The 20,985-nt window shown below is 62.3% G+C and carries 16 protein-coding genes; 8 read left to right on the top strand and 8 right to left on the bottom strand.

All coding sequences use genetic code 11. The features are described 5' to 3' along the window. Window positions 1–13 precede the first annotated feature (13 nt). From ACHEXK_RS01105 to ACHEXK_RS01095, 3 genes are read right to left on the bottom strand one after another with little or no spacing between them, the layout of a single operon-like run. A complete protein-coding gene (locus ACHEXK_RS01105; RefSeq protein ID WP_416547414.1) occupies window positions 14–1,222 on the bottom strand; it encodes an HlyD family type I secretion periplasmic adaptor subunit in 1,209 nt (402 codons plus the stop codon). Then, window positions 1,219–3,444, bottom strand: a complete 2,226-nt coding sequence (locus ACHEXK_RS01100) for a type I secretion system permease/ATPase (RefSeq protein ID WP_416547413.1) — start codon at window positions 3,442–3,444, stop codon at window positions 1,219–1,221. The genes ACHEXK_RS01105 and ACHEXK_RS01100 overlap by 4 nt, the downstream gene beginning before the upstream one ends. Further along, window positions 3,437–4,642 carry a TolC family protein gene (locus ACHEXK_RS01095; RefSeq protein ID WP_416547412.1) on the bottom strand — a complete coding sequence of 402 codons (1,206 nt, stop codon included), beginning with the start codon at window positions 4,640–4,642 and terminating at the stop codon, window positions 3,437–3,439. Before ACHEXK_RS01095 ends, ACHEXK_RS01100 begins: the two co-directional genes overlap by 8 nt. A gap of 217 nt (window positions 4,643–4,859) precedes the next feature. Between ACHEXK_RS01095 and icmF the strand changes: the two genes are divergently transcribed. After that, window positions 4,860–8,150, top strand: a complete 3,291-nt coding sequence (gene icmF / locus ACHEXK_RS01090; RefSeq protein WP_416547411.1) for a fused isobutyryl-CoA mutase/GTPase IcmF — start codon at window positions 4,860–4,862, stop codon at window positions 8,148–8,150. Between the two features lie 3 nt (window positions 8,151–8,153). Here the strand turns inward: icmF and ACHEXK_RS01085 are convergent, their stop codons facing one another. Continuing rightward, window positions 8,154–9,086: a 3-keto-5-aminohexanoate cleavage protein gene (locus ACHEXK_RS01085; RefSeq protein WP_416547410.1), complete on the bottom strand. Its 933-nt coding sequence runs from the start codon at window positions 9,084–9,086 to the stop codon at window positions 8,154–8,156. A 167-nt stretch (window positions 9,087–9,253) separates the two neighbouring features. Between ACHEXK_RS01085 and ACHEXK_RS01080 the strand changes: the two genes are divergently transcribed. The 3 genes from ACHEXK_RS01080 to gshB all read left to right on the top strand — a co-directional run bounded on the left by ACHEXK_RS01080 (window position 9,254) and on the right by gshB (window position 12,697). Continuing rightward, the gene (locus tag ACHEXK_RS01080) at window positions 9,254–10,750 is read left to right on the top strand and encodes an AMP nucleosidase (protein WP_416548806.1); all 1,497 of its coding nucleotides are present in this window, start codon (window positions 9,254–9,256) and stop codon (window positions 10,748–10,750) included. 13 nt (window positions 10,751–10,763) lie between these two features. After that, window positions 10,764–11,663, top strand: a complete 900-nt coding sequence (locus ACHEXK_RS01075) for a diacylglycerol/lipid kinase family protein (RefSeq protein WP_416547409.1) — start codon at window positions 10,764–10,766, stop codon at window positions 11,661–11,663. Between the two features lie 92 nt (window positions 11,664–11,755). Further along, window positions 11,756–12,697: a glutathione synthase gene (gshB, locus tag ACHEXK_RS01070; RefSeq protein ID WP_416547408.1), complete on the top strand. Its 942-nt coding sequence runs from the start codon at window positions 11,756–11,758 to the stop codon at window positions 12,695–12,697. 77 nt (window positions 12,698–12,774) lie between these two features. Here the strand turns inward: gshB and ACHEXK_RS01065 are convergent, their stop codons facing one another. The 4 genes from ACHEXK_RS01065 to ACHEXK_RS01050 form a co-directional block, all read right to left on the bottom strand. Then, window positions 12,775–13,539 (bottom strand): class II glutamine amidotransferase, encoded by a 765-nt coding sequence (locus ACHEXK_RS01065; protein ID WP_416547407.1) that lies wholly within the window; start codon window positions 13,537–13,539, stop codon window positions 12,775–12,777. 35 nt (window positions 13,540–13,574) lie between these two features. Continuing rightward, the gene (locus tag ACHEXK_RS01060) at window positions 13,575–13,802 is read right to left on the bottom strand and encodes a cysteine-rich CWC family protein (RefSeq protein WP_416547406.1); all 228 of its coding nucleotides are present in this window, start codon (window positions 13,800–13,802) and stop codon (window positions 13,575–13,577) included. A 12-nt stretch (window positions 13,803–13,814) separates the two neighbouring features. Then, complete coding sequence (locus tag ACHEXK_RS01055) at window positions 13,815–14,048, bottom strand: hypothetical protein (RefSeq protein ID WP_416547405.1); 234 nt, start codon at window positions 14,046–14,048, stop codon at window positions 13,815–13,817. A 122-nt stretch (window positions 14,049–14,170) separates the two neighbouring features. Continuing rightward, window positions 14,171–16,402, bottom strand: a complete 2,232-nt coding sequence (locus tag ACHEXK_RS01050) for a malate synthase G (protein WP_416547404.1) — start codon at window positions 16,400–16,402, stop codon at window positions 14,171–14,173. A gap of 208 nt (window positions 16,403–16,610) precedes the next feature. Between ACHEXK_RS01050 and ACHEXK_RS01045 the strand changes: the two genes are divergently transcribed. The 4 genes from ACHEXK_RS01045 (at window position 16,611) to ACHEXK_RS01030 (ending at window position 20,976) form a co-directional block, all read left to right on the top strand. After that, entirely contained in the window at window positions 16,611–17,555 is a 945-nt protein-coding gene (locus ACHEXK_RS01045) for a hydroxymethylglutaryl-CoA lyase (RefSeq protein WP_416547403.1), read from the top strand. Window positions 17,556–17,603: 48 nt separating this feature from the next. After that, window positions 17,604–18,530 (top strand): LysR family transcriptional regulator, encoded by a 927-nt coding sequence (locus ACHEXK_RS01040; protein ID WP_416547402.1) that lies wholly within the window; start codon window positions 17,604–17,606, stop codon window positions 18,528–18,530. Between the two features lie 65 nt (window positions 18,531–18,595). Continuing rightward, a complete protein-coding gene (gene argS, locus ACHEXK_RS01035) occupies window positions 18,596–20,305 on the top strand; it encodes an arginine--tRNA ligase (protein ID WP_416547401.1) in 1,710 nt (569 codons plus the stop codon). Between the two features lie 11 nt (window positions 20,306–20,316). Then, window positions 20,317–20,976: an SPOR domain-containing protein gene (locus ACHEXK_RS01030; protein WP_416547400.1), complete on the top strand. Its 660-nt coding sequence runs from the start codon at window positions 20,317–20,319 to the stop codon at window positions 20,974–20,976. The last annotated feature ends 9 nt before the right edge of the window (window positions 20,977–20,985 follow it).

Raw genomic sequence — 20,985 nt, 5'->3', positions numbered from 1 at the left:
AGGGGCGATGGACTCAGCGCTCGCCCAATGACTGGCTGAGTGTTTTGATGACCGGCTTGGTCAGGTATTGCAAGACGGTGCGCTGGCCGGTTTTGACCTCGATGGTGGCGGTCATGCCGGGCTGGATTTCCAGCTTTTCATCGGGGCGGCCGCTGAACTGGCGCCCCAGGGTGCGCACTTGGGCGCGGTAGTAGGGTTGTTCGCCTTGGCGCAGGTCTTCGCTCAGGGTGTCGGCGCTGATGTAGGTGAGCTTGCCGGCCAGTTCGCCGTAGACGGTGTAGTCGTAGGCGTCGATTTTGACGGCCACGTCTTGCCCGATTTTGAGAAAGGCGATGTCGGCGGGTGAGACTTTGGCCTGGATGATCAGGTCGTCTTCCAGGGGCACGATTTGCATGACTTCTTCACCCGGACGGATGACGCCGCCCAAGGTGGTGATGCGCACGTTTTTGACAACACCGCGCACGGGCGCGCGCAGCTCGGTCAAGTCAAGCTGGCTTTTGCGCTGGGTCAGGCTTTGCTGCACGCCGGCCAGCTCTTCTTGGGCTTTGTTGAGTTCGGCCTGGGCGTCTTGGAAGTATTTGTTGCGCTTGTTGGTCACTTGCGACTTCATTTCGACCAACTGGCGCTGCAGGCGCAGGATGTCGGTGCGGCTGACGTCACCGCTTTTGAGCAGGGGCTCGGTCATCTGCAGTTCTTGCTGGACCAGGTTGATCATGCTTTGCAAGGCCGAGATCTCCTCCTTGATGGCGGCTTGGCGTTTGTTGAAGAGCATGGTCTGGCTCTTTTTGAAATCGGGGTATTTGCCCAATTCGGGGGGGAATTCCAGTTTGGTGCCCAGCATTTCCGCTTGCAAGCGGGCCACCGTGGCCAGCAGCCCGGCGGCTTTGGCCCGGGCTTCGAGGTAGCTGGTTTCAAAGCGGGTGCGCTCGAACTTGAGCAGCACCTGATCGGCTTCGACCGTGTCGCCCTCTTTGACCAGCAGGTCATTGATGGTGCCGCCTTCTTGCGACTGGATGATCTGGGTGCGCGAGCTGGCGATGACCGCGCCGGGGGCGCGCGTGATCTGGTCGAGCTTGGCCCAATGGGCCCAGACACCGAAGATGAGCAGGACGAAAAAAACGATCCAGACGATGGCACTGAGGTTGCCAAAGCGCGCCGCATTGGCCGGCAGGTGCCGGTTGGAGACGAGTTGTCGACCTCTGAAAAACCAGAAAAAATTCATGCTTTGGCCTCAGCAGGAGTGACGGACAGGGCAGCAGGTTGAGGGGTGGCAGCCGGTGGCGCCACACCGCGCAGACGGGCCAACACGGCGTCGCGGGGGCCGTCCAGCACGATGCGGCCTTGGTCCACCACCATGACGCGCCCCACATGGGCCAACAGGGCCGGTTTGTGGGTCACCACCACCAGCACCGAGTCGGGCGAGAGTTCGCGGAACAGGTGCTGGATGATGCGGTTTTCGGTCTGCCCGTCCATCGAGGCGGTGGGCTCGTCCAGCAGCATGATGCGCGGCTGCAACAGCAGCATGCGGCTCAGGCCCACCAGTTGGCGCTGGCCGCCCGAGAGGCCTTTGCCGCCCTCCGAGATTTCAAGCTCCAGGCCCTTGGGGTGACTTTGGATGACCTGGTCCAGACCGGTCATGGCCGCCACCCGCAGGATTTGGCTGTCACTGGGGGACGCCAGGCCCAGGGTCAGGTTGTCGCGCAAGGTGCCTTGGAACAGCCGCACGTCTTGCGGCAAATAGCCGATGTGTTCGCGCACAAATTCGGGCGCCAGCTGGGTCATGTCCACGCCATCGAGGAACACGCTGCCCGTTTTGGGCTGGTACAGGCCCGAGAGGATTTTGATGAGGGTGGATTTGCCCGAACCGATGCTGCCGAGTATGGCGATGCGCTCGGCCGGCTGGATGCTCAGGGCGGGCACCTCCAGGCTGGGTTTGCCTTCTGCGTAGGCGAAAACCGTTTTTTCGAGGCGAATCTGGCCTTGGCAGCTTTGCGGCACGACCAGGCGCACGGCAGGGTCGCGGTCGCTGGGCAGGGCCATGATGCCGTCCAGCCCTTTGAGGGCGATTTGGGCGTGCTTCCACTGCACGATCATGCCGGGCACTTGGGCCAGCGGCGAGAGGGCCCGACCGCTGATGATGGTGCAAGCGATCAGGCCGCCCATGGTCAACTCACCGGTGGTGATGGCGTAAGCCCCCACCGCGACCATGCCCACGTAGGTGAGCTGCTGCATGGTTTGGGTGAGGTTGGTGGACAGGGTGGACAGCGAACGCATGCGCAGCTCGCTTTGTGCGATGGTGGCCGTCAGCTGTCGCCAGCGGTCCAGCAGCTTCCACTCACCGTTGCTGGCTTTGACGGATTCGATGCCGTCGATGGCCTCGATGAGCAAGCCGTTTTTGCGGTTGGATTCGGCCATGTGCTCGCCGGTGAGCTTTTCAATCGGCTTGCGAAAGAACAGCCCCACCAGCACCGCCAGGGGCACCATGATGAGGGGCACCAGCGCCACAGGCACCGAGATGAAGGCGATGACACCGACAAACAGCAGCGCAAAGGGGGCGTCGGCCAAGATGAACAAGGTCGAGGAGGTCAGGAAATTGCGCACCGATTCGAAATGCCGGATTTGCGAGGCAAACGTGCCGACGGTGCGTGGCCTGGCGTCCATGCGGATGTCGAGCGCCTTGCCAAAGAACACCGATGACAGCTCTTGGTCGATGGCTTTGCAGGCCCGCTCGACCATGTGCGCGCGCACTTGTTTGATGAGCAATTCCATCAAGATGGAGATCAAGACGCCGACGCTGAGCACGAACAGGGTGGAGTAGCCTTTGCTGGGCACCACGCGGTCGTAGACCTGCATGCTGTACATGGCCGCCAGCAAACCGATGGTGCTGATGATGAAGGTGGCAAACACGGCCTGGGCAAAGGCCCCGCGGTAGCGCCCCAGCGCAAAGGCAAACCATTCACCCGCGGTGACCGGGGCGGCGTGCCCGGCGTCATCGTGCGCGGCGCTGGTCTTGAGCTCCAGGATGTGACCTGCCGCCAGTTCGGCGCGGCTCAGTTCGGTGCTTTGGCCTTGCGCGTCTTCGGCACGGCAGTTGCCGCTGCTGAGTTGGCCGCGCAGCAGCAGCATGCGGCGCTGGTCTTGCGACAGCCACAGCAGCGGAAAGAGGCCTTTGATGGCCTGCACATCGGACAAGACGCCCACTTGCGCCGCCGGAAAATAGGCGTGCCACAGCTCCATGGCCTGCGCGTGTCGGGGCAGGCTATCCAGCGCCAGCCCGTCTGCGGTCACGGCGGTGGTGCCAAAGCGGTAGACCGGCACCGCATGACCTTGCAAGGCGGCCAGGCGCGACAACAAGGTGGCCAGGTCAGGGTCTGGCAAGTAACTGGCCGCCGCTGCGGCAGGGGCCACGGGATCGGCGGCTTCGGGCTTGGCGGACTCAGTCATGGAGGGCATTCAGGGGCCGCGAGGTGACGTCGCCCGTCAAAATCATCAAGCGGACTTGGGCCTGTTGCAGTCCAAACCGGGTATCGGCCAAGCTGAAGAGGGCTTGGGTTTTTTCGCGTTGGGCGTTGAGCACGTCCAGCCAGTTTTTGCGCCCGACTTGGTACTGGCGCAAATAGGACTCGACAATTTCCGTTGTGCCGGCCTGCAAGGCCTGCGCGGGCGCCACCTGGGCTTGCAGGGCATCGAGCTCATTGAGCGCCGAAGCGGCTTGCGAGGCCAGTTGTCGCTCCAGCGTTTCCAGCTCCTGCTGGTTCGCGGCTTTGCGTGACACCGCCGCTTGCACGCCAGACTGGGCGCTCAGCCCTGCCCCAGACTGGAACTGGAGGCTCAAATAAGCTTGCCCCCGGTCGGTGCCCGCAGGCACCTGTCCGCCCCAGCTGTGCTGGTAGCCAGCCATCAGGGAGGGGTAAATCTGGGTTTGGCTGACCTTGACCTGCGCCTCGGCGCTTTCAATTTGTGCGAGCAGTCGTTTGCGCTGTCCGGACTGGGTGAACACGCGGTCTTGCAAGGCGCTCAGCGCCACAGGACGGCTGAAATGGATGGTCTTGGGGGAGCGCAAGGCGCCTTGCACCGGCCCCGCCCATTGCACCAGGGTGACCTGTGCCGATTCAAGCTGGCGATGGATCTGGATTCTCTCGCTCACCGCTTGCTGCATGCGGGCTTGGGCCAAGGTGACGTCGGCAGGTGGGGTCACTTCGGCTTTGGCGCGCCGCTCAATGAGGGCCAACAAGCGTTCGTGTTCGGCGACATTGCTGTCGGCGCTTTGAAGACGGTCCTGCAAACGCAAGACTTCATAAAACGCCGTGGCCGCTTGGGACAACGCCGTCAATTGCGCCTCTTCGATGGCGGCTTGGGCCACCCGTTCATTGGACTCTGACAGCGCAATGCGGGCGGGGATTTTGCCGGCGGTCCAGACGGGTTGCTCCAGTTTGGCCACGCTTTGGGTGCTGCCCGTGGCGGAGCGCAACTCGCTCGAGAGCGAGGGATAGCGGCTCCAGCGGGTGGCCTCCACCTCAAAACCAGCAGCACGGGCTTGGTTGCGGGCTTGCAAGACGCTGGGGTGGTGGACATAGGCCGATTCGAGCAACTGAGCCAGGGTGACTTCGGCCGACCAAGCGGGGAGGGACAGCAGGCCCAAGAGCCAAACGGTGGTGATTGATTTTATGAAATGAGGATTTGGTTTTTTCATAAATGCATCAATGGGTGTTAATTTTATGCGTTTTGCAGGTTTGTATTATCTCTGATGATTGCCCAGCGGCACCGCCGCAGCTATCGACAAAATCTTGAGGCCCGATATGATTGACGTTTACGTCAACGTCAAACCCTTTCAAACGCCTGTCCCCCGGAGACACCCCATGACCGACCTGTCCGCCGAATTCAAAGCCTTGGCCGAATACCGCCCCACAAACAAGGTGCGTTTTGTCACCGCCGCTTCTCTGTTTGATGGCCACGACGCGGCCATCAACATCATGCGCCGCATCCTGCAAAGCATGGGCGCCGAAGTCATCCACCTGGGCCACAACCGCTCGGTGGACGAGGTGGTGACCGCGGCGCTGCAAGAAGATGCCCAAGGCATTGCCATCAGCTCTTACCAAGGCGGGCACAACGAATACTTCAGTTACATGGTGGACCTGCTCAAAGCCCGTGGCGGCGAGCACATCAAAGTCTTTGGCGGCGGTGGCGGCGTGATCGTGCCGTCCGAAATCCGCGCGTTGGCCGAGCAAGGCGTGCGGATTTTCAGCCCCGAAGACGGCCAGAAGATGGGCCTGGCCGGGATGATTGGCGAGATGGTCATGCGCTGTGACCAGGATGTGAGCCCCCTCGCCCCCAAAGACGTGGCAGCCATTCAAGGTCACGGCGAGATGAACTGGCGCGCCCTGGCGCAACTGATCACCGCCTTGGAAAACGGCAAGGCCGATGCGCGCGTGGTCCAAGCGGTGCGCGAACAATCGGCGCAAAAGAAGGTGCCCGTGCTGGGCATCACCGGCACCGGCGGCGCGGGCAAGTCCTCGCTCACGGATGAATTGATCCGCCGCCTGCGCCTGGACCAGGGCGACGCGCTGCGCGTGGCGGTGGTCTCCATTGACCCCTCCCGCCGCAAGAGCGGTGGTGCGCTGCTGGGCGACCGCATCCGCATGAACGCCATCAGCCCATGGTCACAAGGCCCCCGCGTGTTCATGCGTTCGCTGGCCACACGTGACTTTGGCAGTGAAATCTCAGCCGCCCTGCCCGACGTGGTGGCGGCCTGCAAGGTGGCGGGTTTTGATGTGATCGTGGTCGAGACCTCGGGCATTGGCCAGGGCGACGCGGCCATCGTGCCGCATGTGGACGTGCCCATGTACGTGATGACGCCCGAGTTCGGTGCAGCCAGCCAGCTCGAGAAAATCGACATGCTGGACTTTGCAGAATTTGTGGCCATCAACAAATTTGACCGCAAGGGCGCCAGTGATGCCCTGCGCGACGTGGCCAAGCAGGTGCAGCGCAACAAAGAGGCCTGGACCACCCCGACCGAGCAAATGCCCGTGTTTGGCACCATGGCGGCGCGCTTCAACGACGACGGCGTGACGGCCTTGTACCAAGCCCTCAAAGCCCGACTGGCCGAGCTGGGCATGCCCACCACCGATGGCCGTCTGCCGGTGGTCCAAGTGCGCCACAGCACCCACCAAAACCCGGTGGTGCCGTCAGCGCGCACGCGCTATCTCGCCGAGATCAGCGACACCGTGCGGGGCTACAAAAAACGCGCCATTGACCAGTCGCGACTGGCCCGAGAGATTCAGCAACTGCGTGCAGCCGCCCGCATGCTCGAAGTGGGCAAGTCGGGGCGCGCCAAAGCGGCCGAAGCCGCGATTGACCTGGCCGTGGCGCGAGAAGAAATCCAAGACCCCGCCGCCAAAAAACTGCTGGCCCAGTGGCCTGACATGCAAAAAGCCTACGCGGGTGACGAGTACGTGGTGAAAATCCGCGACAAAGAAATCCGCACGGCGCTCACCACCAAGAGCCTCTCTGGCACCACCATCCGCAAAGTCGCGCTGCCCCAATACGAAGACGACGGCGAAGTGCTCAAGTGGCTGATGCTGGACAACGTGCCCGGCAGCTACCCCTACACCGCGGGCACCTTTGCCTTCAAGCGCGAGGGCGAAGACCCCACCCGCATGTTCGCCGGTGAAGGCGACCCCTTCCGCACCAACCGTCGCTTCAAACTGGTGTCGGAGGGCCTGCCGGCCAAGCGCCTGTCCACCGCGTTTGACTCGGTCACGCTGTATGGCAACGACCCTGACCTGCGCCCCGACATCTACGGCAAGATCGGCAACTCGGGCGTGAACGTGGCCACGCTCGACGACATGAAGGTGCTGTATTCGGGCTTTGACCTGTGCAACCCGACGACCAGCGTGTCGATGACCATCAACGGGCCTGCGCCGTCCATCTTGGCCATGTTCATGAACACGGCCATCGACCAGAACCTCGACAAATTCCAGGCCGACAATGGCCGCGAACCGACCGAGACCGAGGCGGCCAAAATCCGCGAATGGGTGCTGGCCAACGTGCGTGGCACGGTGCAGGCCGACATTTTGAAAGAGGACCAGGGCCAAAACACCTGCATTTTCTCGACCGAGTTTTCGCTCAAGGTCATGGGCGACATCGCGCAGTATTTTGTGCACCACGACGTGCGCAACTTCTACTCGGTGTCCATCAGCGGATACCACATCGCCGAAGCCGGGGCCAACCCGATTTCACAGCTGGCCTTCACGCTCTCGAACGGTTTCACCTTTGTGGAAGCGTACCTGGCGCGTGGCATGCACATCGACGACTTCGCGCCCAACCTGTCGTTCTTCTTCAGCAACGGCATGGACCCGGAATACACGGTGCTCGGCCGCGTGGCGCGCCGCATCTGGGCCGTGGCCATGAAAGAGAAATACGGCGCGAACGAGCGATCACAAAAACTCAAATACCACATTCAAACCAGTGGCCGCAGTTTGCATGCGCAAGAGATCCAGTTCAACGACATCCGCACCACGCTGCAAGCGCTGATCGCGATTTACGACAACTGCAACAGCCTGCACACCAACGCGTTCGATGAAGCCATCACCACGCCCACCGAAGACTCGGTGCGCCGCGCCATGGCGATCCAGATGATCATCAACCGCGAGTGGGGCCTGGCCAAAAACGAGAACCCGAGCCAAGGCGCTTTCATCATTGAAGATCTGACCGAATTGGTGGAAGAAGCTGTGCTGGCCGAATTTGAAAAGATCGCCGAGCGTGGCGGCGTGTTGGGCGCGATGGAAACCGGCTACCAGCGCGGCAAGATCCAAGACGAATCCATGCACTACGAGATGCTCAAGCACACGGGCGAGCTGCCCATCATCGGCGTGAACACCTTCCGCAACCCCAAGGGCGACGAGGTCATGGAAACGCTGGAGTTGGCCCGCTCGACCGAAGAAGAAAAGCAGTCGCAACTCAAGCGATTGAACGACTTCCACGCACAACACGCCAAAGAATCACCCGCCATGCTCAAACGCCTGCAGCAAGCCGTGATCGACAACGGCAACGTGTTCGAGGTGCTGATGGACGCGGTGCGTGTCTGCTCACTCGGCCAGATCACCAACGCGCTGTTTGAGGTGGGTGGTCAGTACCGACGCAACATGTAAGCCTCAAAAGTTCACCTTGTCCCCACCCTTGAGCGCCAGCATGCTGCGCGCCTCATCGGGGGTGGCGATCTCCAGGTTCAGGGCTTCGAGCACGGTGCGGATGCGCTGGACCTGCTGAGCACTGGACTCGGCCAATTTTCCGGGGCCAATCCACAGCGAGTCTTCCAGGCCCACCCGCACGTTCGAACCCATGGCCGCACCAATGCTGGCCAACGCAATCTGGCCTTTGCCCGCGCCCAAAATCGACCACTGGTAATCGTTGCCAAACAAGCGGTCGGCGGTGCGGCGCATGTGCATCAGGTCTTCGGGGTGTGGGCCGATGCCGCCCAAAATGCCGAACACCGATTGCACAAACAAAGGCCCCGTGACCAGTCCCCGATCTCGGAAGTGCGCCAAGTTGTACAGGTGGCTGATGTCGTAGCACTCGAACTCGAAACGGGTCCCGTTTTCTGTGCCCAGACGCAAAATGGTTTCGATGTCCTTGTAGGTGTTCTTGAACACCAGGTCGCGGCTTTTCTCCAGGTGCTCACGCTCCCACTCGTGCTCAAAATTTTTGAACCTGTCGAGCATCGGGAACAAGCCGAAATTCATCGACCCCATGTTGAGCGAGGCCACCTCGGGCTTGAAGGTCAGGGCCGGTTGCATGCGCTCATGCACCGTCATGTGCGGGCTGCCGCCTGTGGTCAGGTTGATGACGGCGTTGGTATTGCCTTTGATCTTTTGCAAAAACGGCACGAAGAATGCCGGGTCTTGTGTGGATCGGCCGTCTGCCGGGTCGCGGGCATGCAAATGCAAAATGGCCGCACCCGCTTCGGCGGCGGCAATGGCCGCATCGGCAATCTCGTCGGCGGTCACCGGCAAATGCGGTGACATGCTGGGCGTGTGGATGGCCCCGGTGGGGGCGCAGGTGATGATGACTTTGCGGGCTTTGCTCATGAACCGTCTCCAAAAAATGGTGGCCCAGCGCCTGTGGGCTGGGACTGAGCTACAGCATGCCCGTCCCGCAAGCATGGCGGGGTCACCAACGCAACAAGCATGCAGGCATGTCACACCCCGTCCACGCGATTGCAGCAAAATGGCCAGACACACTGTCCAGGAATCCCATGCAGCACCTGCCGCCCTTCATCGCCCCTTCCGAGCACCACGATGCCGACAGCGCTTTGGCGCAAATTCAGCACATTTACCAACACAGCGTGACCCACCTGCGCCAAGCCATGCGCGAGTTTGTGGCGGGCGCGGACATGACCGACACCCGGGTGCGGGCTTTTTACCCGTTTGTGCGGGTGCAGGTCAGCAGCGCCAACCGCAAAAGTGCCGGACTGGAGAGCCGCTTGAGCTATGGTTTTGTGGCCGAACCCGGGCGCTTTGAAACCACCCTGACCCGCCCGGACTTGTTTGCCTATTACATCCGACAGCAGCTGAGCTTGCTGCTGCAAAACCACGGGGTGAGCTTGCAGGTGGGCACCAGCAACCAAGCGATTCCGATCCACTTTTCGTTTGCAGAAGACGAACACATGGAAGGCAGTCTGAGCCTTGAGCGACAGGCTCTGATGCGCGAGGTGTTTGACCTGCCTGACCTGGCCGCCATGGACGACGGCATTGCCAACGGCACGCACGAGCCAGCCGCCTCCGAGGCACGCCCTCTGGCGCTGTTCACGGCGCCGCGCATCGACTATTCGCTGCAGCGCTTGCGCCACTACACGGGCACCTCGCCACATTGGTTTCAGAACTACGTGCTGTTCACCAATTACCAGTTCTACATCGACGAATTCATCGCCCTGGGCCGCGCCGAGATGCTCAACCCGGACAGCGAGTACATCGCCTTCATCGAGCCCGGCAACATGGTCACGCGCCGCGTGGGCTTGCCGCCCGAGGACGTGGACGCTCTGGGCCAAACACCACCGCGCCTGCCACAAATGCCCGGCTACCACTTGGCGCGCAAAGGCCACAGCGGCATCACCATGGTCAACATCGGCGTGGGCCCGGCCAATGCCAAAACCATCACCGACCACATCGCCGTGCTGCGCCCGCACGCTTGGCTGATGCTGGGTCACTGCGCGGGCCTGCGCACCACGCAGCAATTGGGCGACTACGTGCTGGCGCACGCTTATGTGCGCGAAGACCATGTGCTGGACGAAGAATTGCCGCTGTGGGTGCCCATCCCCGCACTGGCCGAAATCCAAGTCGCCCTCGAAAAAGCCGTCGAAGACATCACCGGCTGTCATGGCCCCGAGCTCAAGCGGATCATGCGCACAGGCACCGTGGCCAGCACCGACAACCGCAACTGGGAGTTGTTACCCGACAACAAGCCGCAAAGGCGCTTCAGCCAAAGCCGCGCGGTGGCCCTGGACATGGAGAGCGCCACCATTGCGGCCAACGGCTTTCGCTTTCGAGTGCCTTATGGCACGCTGCTGTGTGTGAGTGACAAGCCGCTGCACGGCGAAATCAAACTGCCCGGCATGGCCAACCACTTCTACCGCGAGCGCGTGCATCAGCACTTGCAAATTGGCCTCCGAGTGGTGACCTTGTTGCGCAACGCCGGCCCTGAACAACTGCACAGCCGCAAGCTGCGCAGCTTTGCCGAAGTGGCTTTCCAGTAAGCGAGGACCCACCATGGCGCTGGTGCTCCTCAACCCCCATGCGCAAGGCGGCCGCGCGGCGCGGCGCATTCCGGCCCTGCGCGCGTGGCTGGCGGCGCATGCGCCGGATGCACAACTGGCCGCCCCTGAGGCCCTGCAAGACAGCGTGGCCTTGCTGCATTCGCGGCCCGAAGGCACGCGCGTGGTGGTGGTGGGCGGCGACGGCACGCTCAACCGCTGGCTGCCGGCCTTGCTGGCCAGGCGTCTGAGCGTGGGGCTGGTGCCCATGGGCAGCGGCAACGACAGTGCCCGCGCCTTGGGCGTGTATGGCCTGCCCTGGGCACAAGCCCTGACGCTGGCCCTGCAAGGTCCAGCGCAAGCCATCGACACCGGCTTGGCCCAGTGGTGCGACCTGCAAGGACACACCCACGACACCCCGTTTGTATCGAGCCTGACCGCCGGCTTTGATTCCGCCGTGGGCTTGCGCGCCCTGAACGGACCGAGTGGCTTGCGCGGCCTGCCCCGCTACCTGTGGGCCACACTGCACGAGTTGATCCACCTGCGCCACTGGGACCTGACGCTGCACCTTGACGGGCAATTGAAGCACCAAGGCTTGAGCCTCTTTGCCTCCAGCCTGAACACCCCGACTTTCGGTTCGGGCATGCCGGCTGTGCCCCATGCGCAATTGGCCGATGGCCAACTTGACGCTTTGCTGGCAGGGCCCTTTGGCCGACTGGGAACGCTGCTCATGCTGCCCCGATTGCTGATCGGGCGACACCTGGGGCACCCGCAAATCGCCTGTTGGCCCTACCGGCAGCTGGACATCGCTTGCGCACAGGGCGTACCTGTGGCCGCCGATGGCGAGTATTTGGGGCAGGCGCGGCAGGTGCGCATCCACTGCCAGGCCAACAGCTTGCCCATGGTGCGGCGCTGACCCACGCCGCGCACCGAGCAAGCAACCTGGTTCACACCCGTTTTAGCGTTCTGTGTCACAGTTCGCGCATTGATTTCAACGTTTGACCGATCATGAAAATACTGTTCATTGCCGACCCGCTCGAATCCTTCAAGATTTACAAAGACACCACTTTTTCGATGATGCGCGAGGCGCAAAAACGCGGACACGCCATCGTCGCCTGCCAAATGCGGGATGTGCTTTGGCAGCAAGGCGAGGCGGTGTCGGCTCAGGTGCGCGACATCACGCTCACCGGCCAGCCGGACATGTGGTTCACCGAGACGTCGACACAGCGCGCCCAACTCAAGGACTTTGATGCGGTCATCATGCGCACCGACCCCCCTTTTGACAGCGAGTATTTCTACGCCACCCACTTGCTCAGCCAAGCCGAGCGCGAAGGCGCGAAAGTCTTCAACAGCCCCGCGGCGCTGCGCAACCACCCCGAAAAACTGGCGATTTTGGAGTTTCCACAGTTCATCGCGCCCACCCTGGTCACACGCAGCGAAGCCGACATCCGCGCCTTCCACGCGCAGCATGGCGACATCATCTTGAAGCCGCTGGATGGCATGGGCGGTATGGGCATCTTCAAGGTGGGGGCCGATGGTCTGAACCTGGGCGCCATCATCGAAACCCTCAACCGGGATGGCCAACAAACCGTGATGGTGCAAAAATTCTTGCCCGGCATTGCGCAAGGGGACAAACGCGTGCTGCTGATCGGTGGCAAGCCCGTGCCCTTTTGTCTGGCGCGCATTCCGCAAGGCGGCGAAGTGCGTGGCAATTTGGCGGCAGGTGGCAAAGGGGTGGCGCAACCGATTTCGGCGCGTGACCGCGAGATCGCCGAGGCGCTGGGGCCCATTTTGATGGCGCGCGGCCTGATGCTGGTGGGTCTGGACATCATTGGCGAGAGCCTGACCGAGATCAACGTCACCAGCCCCACTTGCTTTCAGGAAATCACCGACCAAATGGGCTGCGACGTGGCAGCGCTGTTCATGGACGCGGTGCAAGCCGCACTCTGAACCCCGCGCTTTCTGTCCCGGGCGAACTCTTCACCTGGCCTGGCCTGGCCTGGCGCTGACCGCGCCCGACGCCTGACTTAAGCGGTCAGATCACCGGCCTCAAACGCGTACAAGCGCCCCGGCGCCAAGGCCTGCCAAGCCTCGTCGGTGGTCAAGGGTTGGGTCACCACCACCGCCACCCGATCGGTCTCTCGGGTGTGCTCTGCAAAATTGACGCTCAGGTCTTCATCGCTGAGCGTGGCTCGGTTGAATGGGTGCCTGCGCAACACGTAATGCAAATGCGTGCTGGCATGCGCCCACAGCGCCTGCCCGTTGGACAACAAAAAATTGAAGGTGCCATGCTGGGCGATTTGGGGCACCAGCTCGCGCAGCGTGCACCCCAGCTCCGACACGCTGGGCACACTGGCGTGCGACTTGGCCAGCTCTTGCATGAGCCAGCAAAACGCATGCTCGCTGTCGGTTTGCCCCACGGGCTTGAAGTTACCGTGCAGACGCGGCGCGTAGTCCACCAAATTGCCGTTGTGCGCAAACACCCAGTAACGGCCCCACAGCTCGCGCACAAAGGGGTGGCAGTTTTCCAAGCTCACCTCGCCCTGGGTGGCTTTGCGGATGTGGGCGATGACGTTCTGGCTTTGGATCGGGTAGCGCCGGATCAAGTCGGCAATGGGCGAGGTGCTGGCGCTTTGGTGGTCCACAAAGTGGCGCACGCCCTGCCCTTCAAAAAAAGCGATACCCCAGCCGTCGCCATGGTGGTCGGTGATGCCGCCGCGCTGCGCAAAGCCGCTGAAGCTGAAAGTCACATCGGTGGGGGTGTTGCAATTCATGCCGAGGAGTTGGCACATGGTTCAGTCTTTCAGGGTGGGCATGGGGGCCAAGCTCATGCGCCCAGCGTGGGATGTCCGGACGCCGCCACACAGGCCGCGCAAATACAGGCTTTGTTGCGTGCCGCTTCAGGCACTTGTTTCAACACATCGGCACTGAAGTGCACGCGCGTGCACCAGCACGGCTCGGCCTCTGGGGCTGCGTCGAGAGGCCGAGCCATGGCGCAAGCGTTGGGCTGCCCGCACAAGGGGCAGTGGCAAGAATCAAAAGCAGATTGCGTCATGGCGGTGAACGATCAGTTCTTGCCCTGGCGACGCCGCTGCACCTCACGCCACAGGCGAATGGCCAGCACCACCATGGGCACGGTGTGCAAGAAGAAATCAAAGATGTCGATGGGTTGGCTCAAACGGCCCTCAAACAGCATCCGCCACTTTTCCACCAGATGAGGCTCGGGCACAAACGGGGCGCCTGCCAAGTAAACGGCAATGCCCACCAGCCACCACATCGGAATCCGATCAATCCAGCGCATCGCGCCCTCCTCAAAACCTTATTTTCAGGCATGCCAGCATCTGAGTGCGCGACCCACAGCAAAACGGCTCCCGAGAGGGAGCCGTTTGTTCAAGCATCGGACCGTGTCCGCCCCCTGTGTTTTCAGGCCGCCTTGACCTTCAAACGCCAGGCGTGCAGCAAGGGCTCGGTGTAGCCACTGGGCTGCGCCTTGCCTTGGAAGACCAGATCGCAAGCGGCTTTGTAAGCGGCCGAATTGGCGAAGTTGCCGGCCATGGGCTGGTAAGCCGCATCGCCCGCGTTTTGCGCGTCCACCACAGCGGCCATGCGCTCCAGGGTGGCTTGGACTTGGGCTTCGGTCACCACACCGTGGTGCAGCCAGTTGGCCATGTGCTGGCTGCTGATGCGCAGCGTGGCGCGGTCTTCCATCAGGCCCACACCGTTGATGTCGGGCACTTTGGAGCAGCCCACGCCTTGGTCCACCCAGCGCACCACGTAACCCAAAATGCCTTGCGCGTTGTTGTCGAGTTCTTTTTGCTTGTCTTCTTCAGACCAGTTGGCAGCGTCTTTGGCGACCACAGGGAACTGCAGCAAAGCGTTGAGCGTGTCTTCGCGCAGTTGTTTCGGGTCTTGCTTGGCCACGGCCTTTTCCATCTGCTTTTGCAGCGCGGGCACGTCCACTTGGTGGTAGTGCATGGCGTGCAGCGTGGCGGCGGTAGGGCTGGGCACCCAGGCGGTGTTGGCACCGGCCAGGGGGTGGCCAATTTTGACCTTGAGCATGTCGGCCATCAGGTCGGGCATGGCCCACATGCCTTTGCCGATCTGGGCACGGCCGCGCAGGCCGCAGGCCAGGCCCACGTTGACGTTGTTCTTCTCGTACGCGCCCAGCCAGGTGCTGCTCTTGATGTCGCCCTTGCGCATGACGGGGCCGGCCAGCATGCAGGTGTGCATCTCGTCGCCCGTGCGGTCCAGAAAGCCCGTGTTGATGAAGGCCACGCGGCTCTTGGCAGCGGCAATACAGGCTTTGAGGTTGGCGCTGGTGCGGCGCTCTTCGTCCATGATGCCCAGCTTGACGGTGGACGGCTTCATGCCGATGACTTTTTCGACACGGCCAAACAGCTCATCGGCAAACGCCACTTCTTTGGGGCCGTGCATTTTGGGCTTGACGATGTAGACGCTGCCCGTGCGGCTGTTGCGCAGAGGGTGTGACGATTTTTTCTGCAGGTCCACCAAAGCGCAGGTCACGGTGATCATGGCGTCCAAAATGCCTTCCGGGATCTCTTTGGTGCTGCCGTCGGCGGCTTGGTAGAGGATGGCGGGGTTGGTCATCAGGTGACCGACGTTGCGCACAAACATGAGTGAGCGGCCGTGCAGTTTCACGGAACCCTTGCCCGTCGGCTTGCTGTACTCGCGGTCCCCATTCATGGTGCGGGTGAAGGTCTTGCCGCCCTTTTGCACTTCTTCGCTCAGGGTGCCTTGCAAGATGCCCAGCCAGTTGGCGTAAGCCAGCACTTTGTCCTCGGCGTCCACAGCGGCCACCGAGTCTTCGAGGTCGAGGATGGTGGACAGCGCGCTTTCAGCGATCAGGTCCGACACGCCAGCGGGGTCGGTCTTGCCGATGGGGGTGGTCTTGTTGATTTGCAGGTCGAGGTGGATGCCGTTGTGCACCAACAGCACGGAGGCTGGGGCTTTGGCGTCTCCTGTGTAGCCCACGAACTGCTTGGCGTTGGCCAATGTGGTGTTTTTGCCATTGGCCAGGGTCACGACCAACTTGCCCGCCTTGACCGCGTAGCCCTGGCTGCCGACATGCGAGCCGGTCTTCAGGGGTGCGGTGCGGTCGAGCACGTTGCGGCAGTAGTCGATGACTTTGGCGCCGCGCTTGGGGTTGTAGCCCGTGCCTTTTTCGCAACCGTCGGCCTCGCTGATCGCATCGGTGCCATACAGCGCGTCGTACAAGGAACCCCAACGGGCGTTGGCTGCGTTCAGCGCGTAGCGGGCGTTCAGGATGGGCACGACCAGTTGGGGACCCGCCAGCTTGGCCAACTCGGCGTCCACGTTGGCGGTGGTGGCTTGGGCGTTCTTGGGCTCGGGCACCAGGTAGCCGATTTGGCTCAGGTGTTTGCGGTAAGCCTTCATGGCCTTGCCCTCGGCCACAGGGCCGGGGTTGGCACTGTGCCACGCGTCCATGGCGGTTTGGATGCGGTCACGCTCGGCCAGCAGGGCGATGTTTTTCGGGGCCAAGTCGGCCACGATGGCGTTGAAGCCCTTCCAGAACTTGTCTTTGTCCACGCCGGTGGCGGGCAACATCTGATCGTTGATGAAACTCAGCAGCGGATTGGCCACTTGCAGGTTGTGGATCGTGGTGCGTGCAGTCATGAAAACCTCTCGGGTCAAGTCAAAAAATCAGGTGGGGCCGGAGCGTGCAACGGGACAGGTGCAACGCCCCCGATGGTGCCAAGCACTCTATTCTAAATTTAGACACCGATAAAGGCGCTCAAACTGCATAGACCCATGACTTTTAAACACAAATGTGGCCCCGCTTGGGGGGCATCGAACACCTGGCGCGGTGCGGTTTAATTCAGCCATGACACCTCCAGCCCGCCCAGAAGTCCTGATCAGCGAAGTCGGCCCGCGCGATGGCCTGCAATCGGTCAAGGCCCACATGCCCACGCAGGACAAGCTGCGCTGGATCGATGCCTTGGCTGCGGCGGGTTTGCGCGAAATCGAGGTCACCTCTTTTGTGCCGGCCCAGCTGTTGCCGCAAATGGCAGACGCCGCGCAGGTGGTGCAGCACGCGCTGCGTCACCGCGGGGTGCGGGTGATGGCGCTGGTGCCCAATTGGCGCGGCGCGCAAGCCGCCTTGCTCGCTGGGGCGCAAAAACTCACCTTGCCGGTTTCGGCCAGCCCGGCGCACTCCATGGCCAACGTGCGCAAAACGCCCGAAGCCATGGTCGACGAGGTCCGGGCCGTCTTGCACCTGCGCAACGAGATCGCGCCCGGCGTGCCCGTCGAAGTTGGCATGTCCACCGCTTTTGGCTGCACGCTGCAAGGGGCGGTGCCCGAAGACGATGTGCTGCGTCTGGCGCAGCGCTTGGCCGAGGCGGGCGTGGACGAGATCGGCTTGTCTGACACCAGCGGCATGGCCAACCCAGCGCAGGTCAAACGTTTGTTCAAGGCCCTGTTCCACGAAATCGGTGACCTGGCAGGTGCAGCCCACATGCACAACACCCGGGGATTGGGGCTGGCCAACTGCTTGGCGGCGTACGAAGTGGGGGTGCGCACTTTCGACAGTTCGCTCGGCGGCCTGGGCGGCTGCCCTTTTGCGCCGGGTGCTTCGGGCAATGTGGTGACCGAGGACCTGGTTTTCATGCTGGAGGCGATGGGCGTGTCCACCGGGATTGATCTGGACCAACTCATGGCCGCACGCGCCCCTCTGAAAGCCGGTCTGCCTGGCGAACCGCTGTACGGCATGACCCCGGAGGCGGGCTTGCCCAAGGGTTGGCGCAACCGACTTGAACAGGGCAATTGAACCCCACAAAGCCAGAATTCCAAACTTAAAGCCGCATAATGGGCCCGCATGGACAAGCTCAAAGCCTTTGAAACTTTCGTCTCGGTGGCCACCAAAGGCAGCCTGACCGCTGCAGCCCGGAACGAGGGCGTGGCCCCGGCCATCATCGGGCGCAGACTCGATGCGCTGGAAGAAAGTTTGGGGGTGAAGCTGCTGGTGCGCACCACCCGGCGCATCACGCTCACCCACGAAGGCAGCGCCTTCTTGGAAGATTGTCAGCGCTTGCTCTCGGATGTGGCCAATGCCGAAGCCAGCGTGTCGGCGGGCGGTGTCAAAGCCAGCGGGCATTTGCGCATCACCGCACCGGCCGGTTTCGGACGCCGGCATGTGGCCCCCCTGGTGCCCCGCTTTCGCGAAATGCACCCCGATGTGTCGATTTCGCTCAACTTGAGTGACCGGGTCGTGGACCTGGCTGCCGAGGGATTTGACTGCGCGGTGCGTGTGGGTGATTTGCCCGACTCCTCACTGGTCAGCGTGCGCATGGCGGACAACCGACGGCTGTGTGTGGCCACCCCGTCCTATTTGGCGCGGCGCGGCACGCCCTTGCAACCGTCGGAGTTGCTGCAGCACGACTGCCTGACGTTGTCGAGCGACGCCTCACAAACCCGAGGGTGGGCCTTTCGCAACCCGGCCGCCGATGGCCACGATGTGGTGCACCTGCGACCAGGCGGACCACTGGACTGCTCAGATGGCCAAGTGCTGCACGACTGGTGCTTGGCCGGGTATGGCATCGCTTGGCGCAGCACCTGGGAAGTGGAAGGCGAAATCCGCTCTGGTCAGTTGGTGGCGGTGCTGGAGGACTTTGCCGCCCCGCCCAACGGCATTTTTGTGGTCTTCCCTCAGCGCAAGCACCTGCCGCTGCGCGTTCGGCTCTGGATTGACCACCTGAAACAGCATTACGCGCAACCCGGTTACTGGCAAACCGCAGCGCCTTGAGCCCAAAAGACCGGGGCGGGTCCTTGCACCACAGGGTGTTCAGTCCCTGCCCGTAAAATCCCCCCATGCTTTCTGCCAAACACCAATTGCTCACGGCCCTGGCCGCTGAACTCGAACAACTTCAACCCGGTGCCGGTGCACGCGCGGCCTTCGAATCGCCCAAAGTGGCCGCCCACGGCGACTTGGCCTGCACCGCGGCCATGCAGTTGGCCAAAGCCCTCCAGCAAAACCCCCGGCAACTGGGCGAAACCCTGCGCCAAGCGCTGCTCGCCACCCCGGCTTTTGAGCGTTGGGTGGATGCCATTGAGCTGGCAGGTCCGGGTTTCATCAACATCCGCTTGAAAGACGCGGCCAAGCAAGCCGTGGTGCACGAAGTGCTGCAAGCGGCCGAGTGCTTCGGCCATCAAGCGGCCCAAGCCGGCAAAGTGCTGGTCGAGTTTGTGTCGGCCAACCCCACCGGCCCCTTGCATGTGGGGCACGGCCGCCAAGCGGCTTTGGGCGACGCCATTTGCAACTTGCTGGCCACCCAAGGCCAGCAGGTCTACCGCGAGTTCTATTACAACGACGCGGGCGTGCAGATCGGCACCTTGGCCAAGAGCACGCACATGCGGGCGAAAGGTATTCAGCCCGGCGATGCGACTTGGCCCACGGACCCGGATAACCCCGAGAGCAAGGCGTTCTACAACGGCGACTACATCCAGGACATCGCCAATGATTTTTTGGCGGGCAAAACCGTGCAATCCGACGACCGCAGCTGCACCGCCAGCGGCGATGTGAACGACGTGGACGGCATGCGCGAATTCGCCGTGGCCTATTTGCGCCGAGAACAAGACTTGGACCTCAAGGCCTTTGACGTTCGCTTTGACAACTATTACCTCGAGTCCAGCCTCTACACCAGCGGCAAGGTCGATGCGGCCGTGCAAAAGCTCAAGGACGCGGGCAAAACCTACGAACAAGACGGCGCGCTGTGGCTCAAATCCACCGACTACGGCGACGACAAAGACCGCGTCATGCGCAAGGGCGACGGCACCTACACCTACTTTGTGCCCGATGTGGCTTACCACATCGCCAAGTGGGAGCGCGGTTTCACCCGCGTGGTCAACATCCAGGGCACGGACCACCACGGCACGATTGCCCGGGTACGTGCAGGCTTGCAAGCGGCCCATGTGGGCATCCCCGAGGGCTACCCCGACTACGTGCTGCACACCATGGTGCGTGTGATGCGGGGCGGTGAAGAGGTCAAGATTTCCAAACGTGCGGGCAGCTACGTGACGCTGCGCGACCTGATCGAGTGGACCAGCAAAGACGCGGTGCGTTTCTTTTTGCTGTCACGCAAGCCCGACACCGAATACATCTTCGACATCGACTTGGCCTTGGCCCAGAACAACGACAACCCGGTCTATTACGTGCAGTACGCCCATGCACGCATCTGCTCGGTGCTGGCGGCCTGGAAGGAAAAAGACGGGGGTGATGTGGCCAAACTGGCCCACGTCGACTTGTCGCCACTGCAAAGCCCGCAAGCCCACGCGCTCATGTTGGCCCTGGCCAAATACCCCGACATGCTGACGTCTGCCGCCACCGACTTTGCGCCCCACGATGTGACGTTTTACCTGCGCGATTTGGCCTCGCTCTACCACAGCTACTACGATGCCGAGCGCATCTTGGTGGACGACGAAGCGGTCAAACAAGCGCGCTTGGCGCTGGTGGCAGCGACCGCACAGGTGCTGCGCAACGGTCTGCAAGTGCTGGGCGTGTCGGCTCCGCACAAAATGTGAAGGGGCGTGTCATGAAACTGCACAGCCAACGCGGCGGTACTTTTTTGGGCTTCATCATCGGCTTGGTGCTGGGCTTGGGTGTGGCCTTGGCGGTGGCCATTTATGTGACCAAGGTGCCCACGCCGTTTTCCAACAAAAACCAGCCCCGCACCAACGACCAAGACGTTCAGGAAACTGAGAAAAACAAAGACTGGAATCCCAACAGCGTGTTCCAGCCCAAACCCCCTGCAGAGGCGCCTGTGGCGCCACCCGCCGCCACAGCGCCCAAACAAGACGCAGCCAGCGACAAAGCCTCCACGGGCGATCCGGGCAAAACAGCCGCCGACCTCCCCAAAGCCGAACCCCGCCCAGCCGTCACGGCCGATCCGCTGGGTGACTTGGCCAAGTCCAAGTCGAGTCTGTCCACACCCGCAGGTTCTGGCAATGCCGCCGACCCGTTTGACTACGTGATCCAGGTGGGCGCCTACCGCACCTTGGCCGATGCCGACGCCCAAAAAGCCAAGCTCGCCTTAATGGGCCTGGACGCCAAGGTTTCTGAGCGCGACCAAGCGGGCCGCACCGTGTATCGCGTACGCTTGGGGCCGTACACCGACAAAACCGCTGCCGAACGCATCCGCACACGCCTCGAAGGCAGCGGCCTGGACAACACCTTGGTGCGCGTTCAACGCTGAAGCCGCCTT

It is taken from the genome of Limnohabitans sp. DCL3 (assembly GCF_048019295.1).
Lineage (GTDB): Bacteria > Pseudomonadota > Gammaproteobacteria > Burkholderiales > Burkholderiaceae_C > Limnohabitans_A.
The sequence above is the reverse complement of the archived record's forward strand: the minus strand, read 5'-3'. Positions and strand labels throughout refer to the sequence as shown.

Bases quoted from the DNA above. Each gene is read 5' to 3' on its own strand.
- gshB (WP_416547408.1), top strand. From the start codon at position 11,756: ATGAAAATACTGTTCATTGCCGACCCGCTCGAATCCTTCAAGATTTAC.
- ACHEXK_RS01105 (WP_416547414.1), bottom strand. From the start codon at position 1,222: ATGAATTTTTTCTGGTTTTTCAGAGGTCGACAACTCGTCTCCAACCGG.
- icmF (WP_416547411.1), top strand. From the start codon at position 4,860: ATGACCGACCTGTCCGCCGAATTCAAAGCCTTGGCCGAATACCGCCCC.
- ACHEXK_RS01050 (WP_416547404.1), bottom strand. From the start codon at position 16,402: ATGACTGCACGCACCACGATCCACAACCTGCAAGTGGCCAATCCGCTG.
- argS (WP_416547401.1), top strand. From the start codon at position 18,596: ATGCTTTCTGCCAAACACCAATTGCTCACGGCCCTGGCCGCTGAACTC.
- ACHEXK_RS01040 (WP_416547402.1), top strand. From the start codon at position 17,604: ATGGACAAGCTCAAAGCCTTTGAAACTTTCGTCTCGGTGGCCACCAAA.
- ACHEXK_RS01065 (WP_416547407.1), bottom strand. From the start codon at position 13,539: ATGTGCCAACTCCTCGGCATGAATTGCAACACCCCCACCGATGTGACT.
- ACHEXK_RS01100 (WP_416547413.1), bottom strand. From the start codon at position 3,444: ATGACTGAGTCCGCCAAGCCCGAAGCCGCCGATCCCGTGGCCCCTGCC.
- ACHEXK_RS01045 (WP_416547403.1), top strand. From the start codon at position 16,611: ATGACACCTCCAGCCCGCCCAGAAGTCCTGATCAGCGAAGTCGGCCCG.
- ACHEXK_RS01060 (WP_416547406.1), bottom strand. From the start codon at position 13,802: ATGACGCAATCTGCTTTTGATTCTTGCCACTGCCCCTTGTGCGGGCAG.
- ACHEXK_RS01055 (WP_416547405.1), bottom strand. From the start codon at position 14,048: ATGCGCTGGATTGATCGGATTCCGATGTGGTGGCTGGTGGGCATTGCC.
- ACHEXK_RS01080 (WP_416548806.1), top strand. From the start codon at position 9,254: ATGCAGCACCTGCCGCCCTTCATCGCCCCTTCCGAGCACCACGATGCC.
- ACHEXK_RS01075 (WP_416547409.1), top strand. From the start codon at position 10,764: ATGGCGCTGGTGCTCCTCAACCCCCATGCGCAAGGCGGCCGCGCGGCG.
- ACHEXK_RS01030 (WP_416547400.1), top strand. From the start codon at position 20,317: ATGAAACTGCACAGCCAACGCGGCGGTACTTTTTTGGGCTTCATCATC.
- ACHEXK_RS01085 (WP_416547410.1), bottom strand. From the start codon at position 9,086: ATGAGCAAAGCCCGCAAAGTCATCATCACCTGCGCCCCCACCGGGGCC.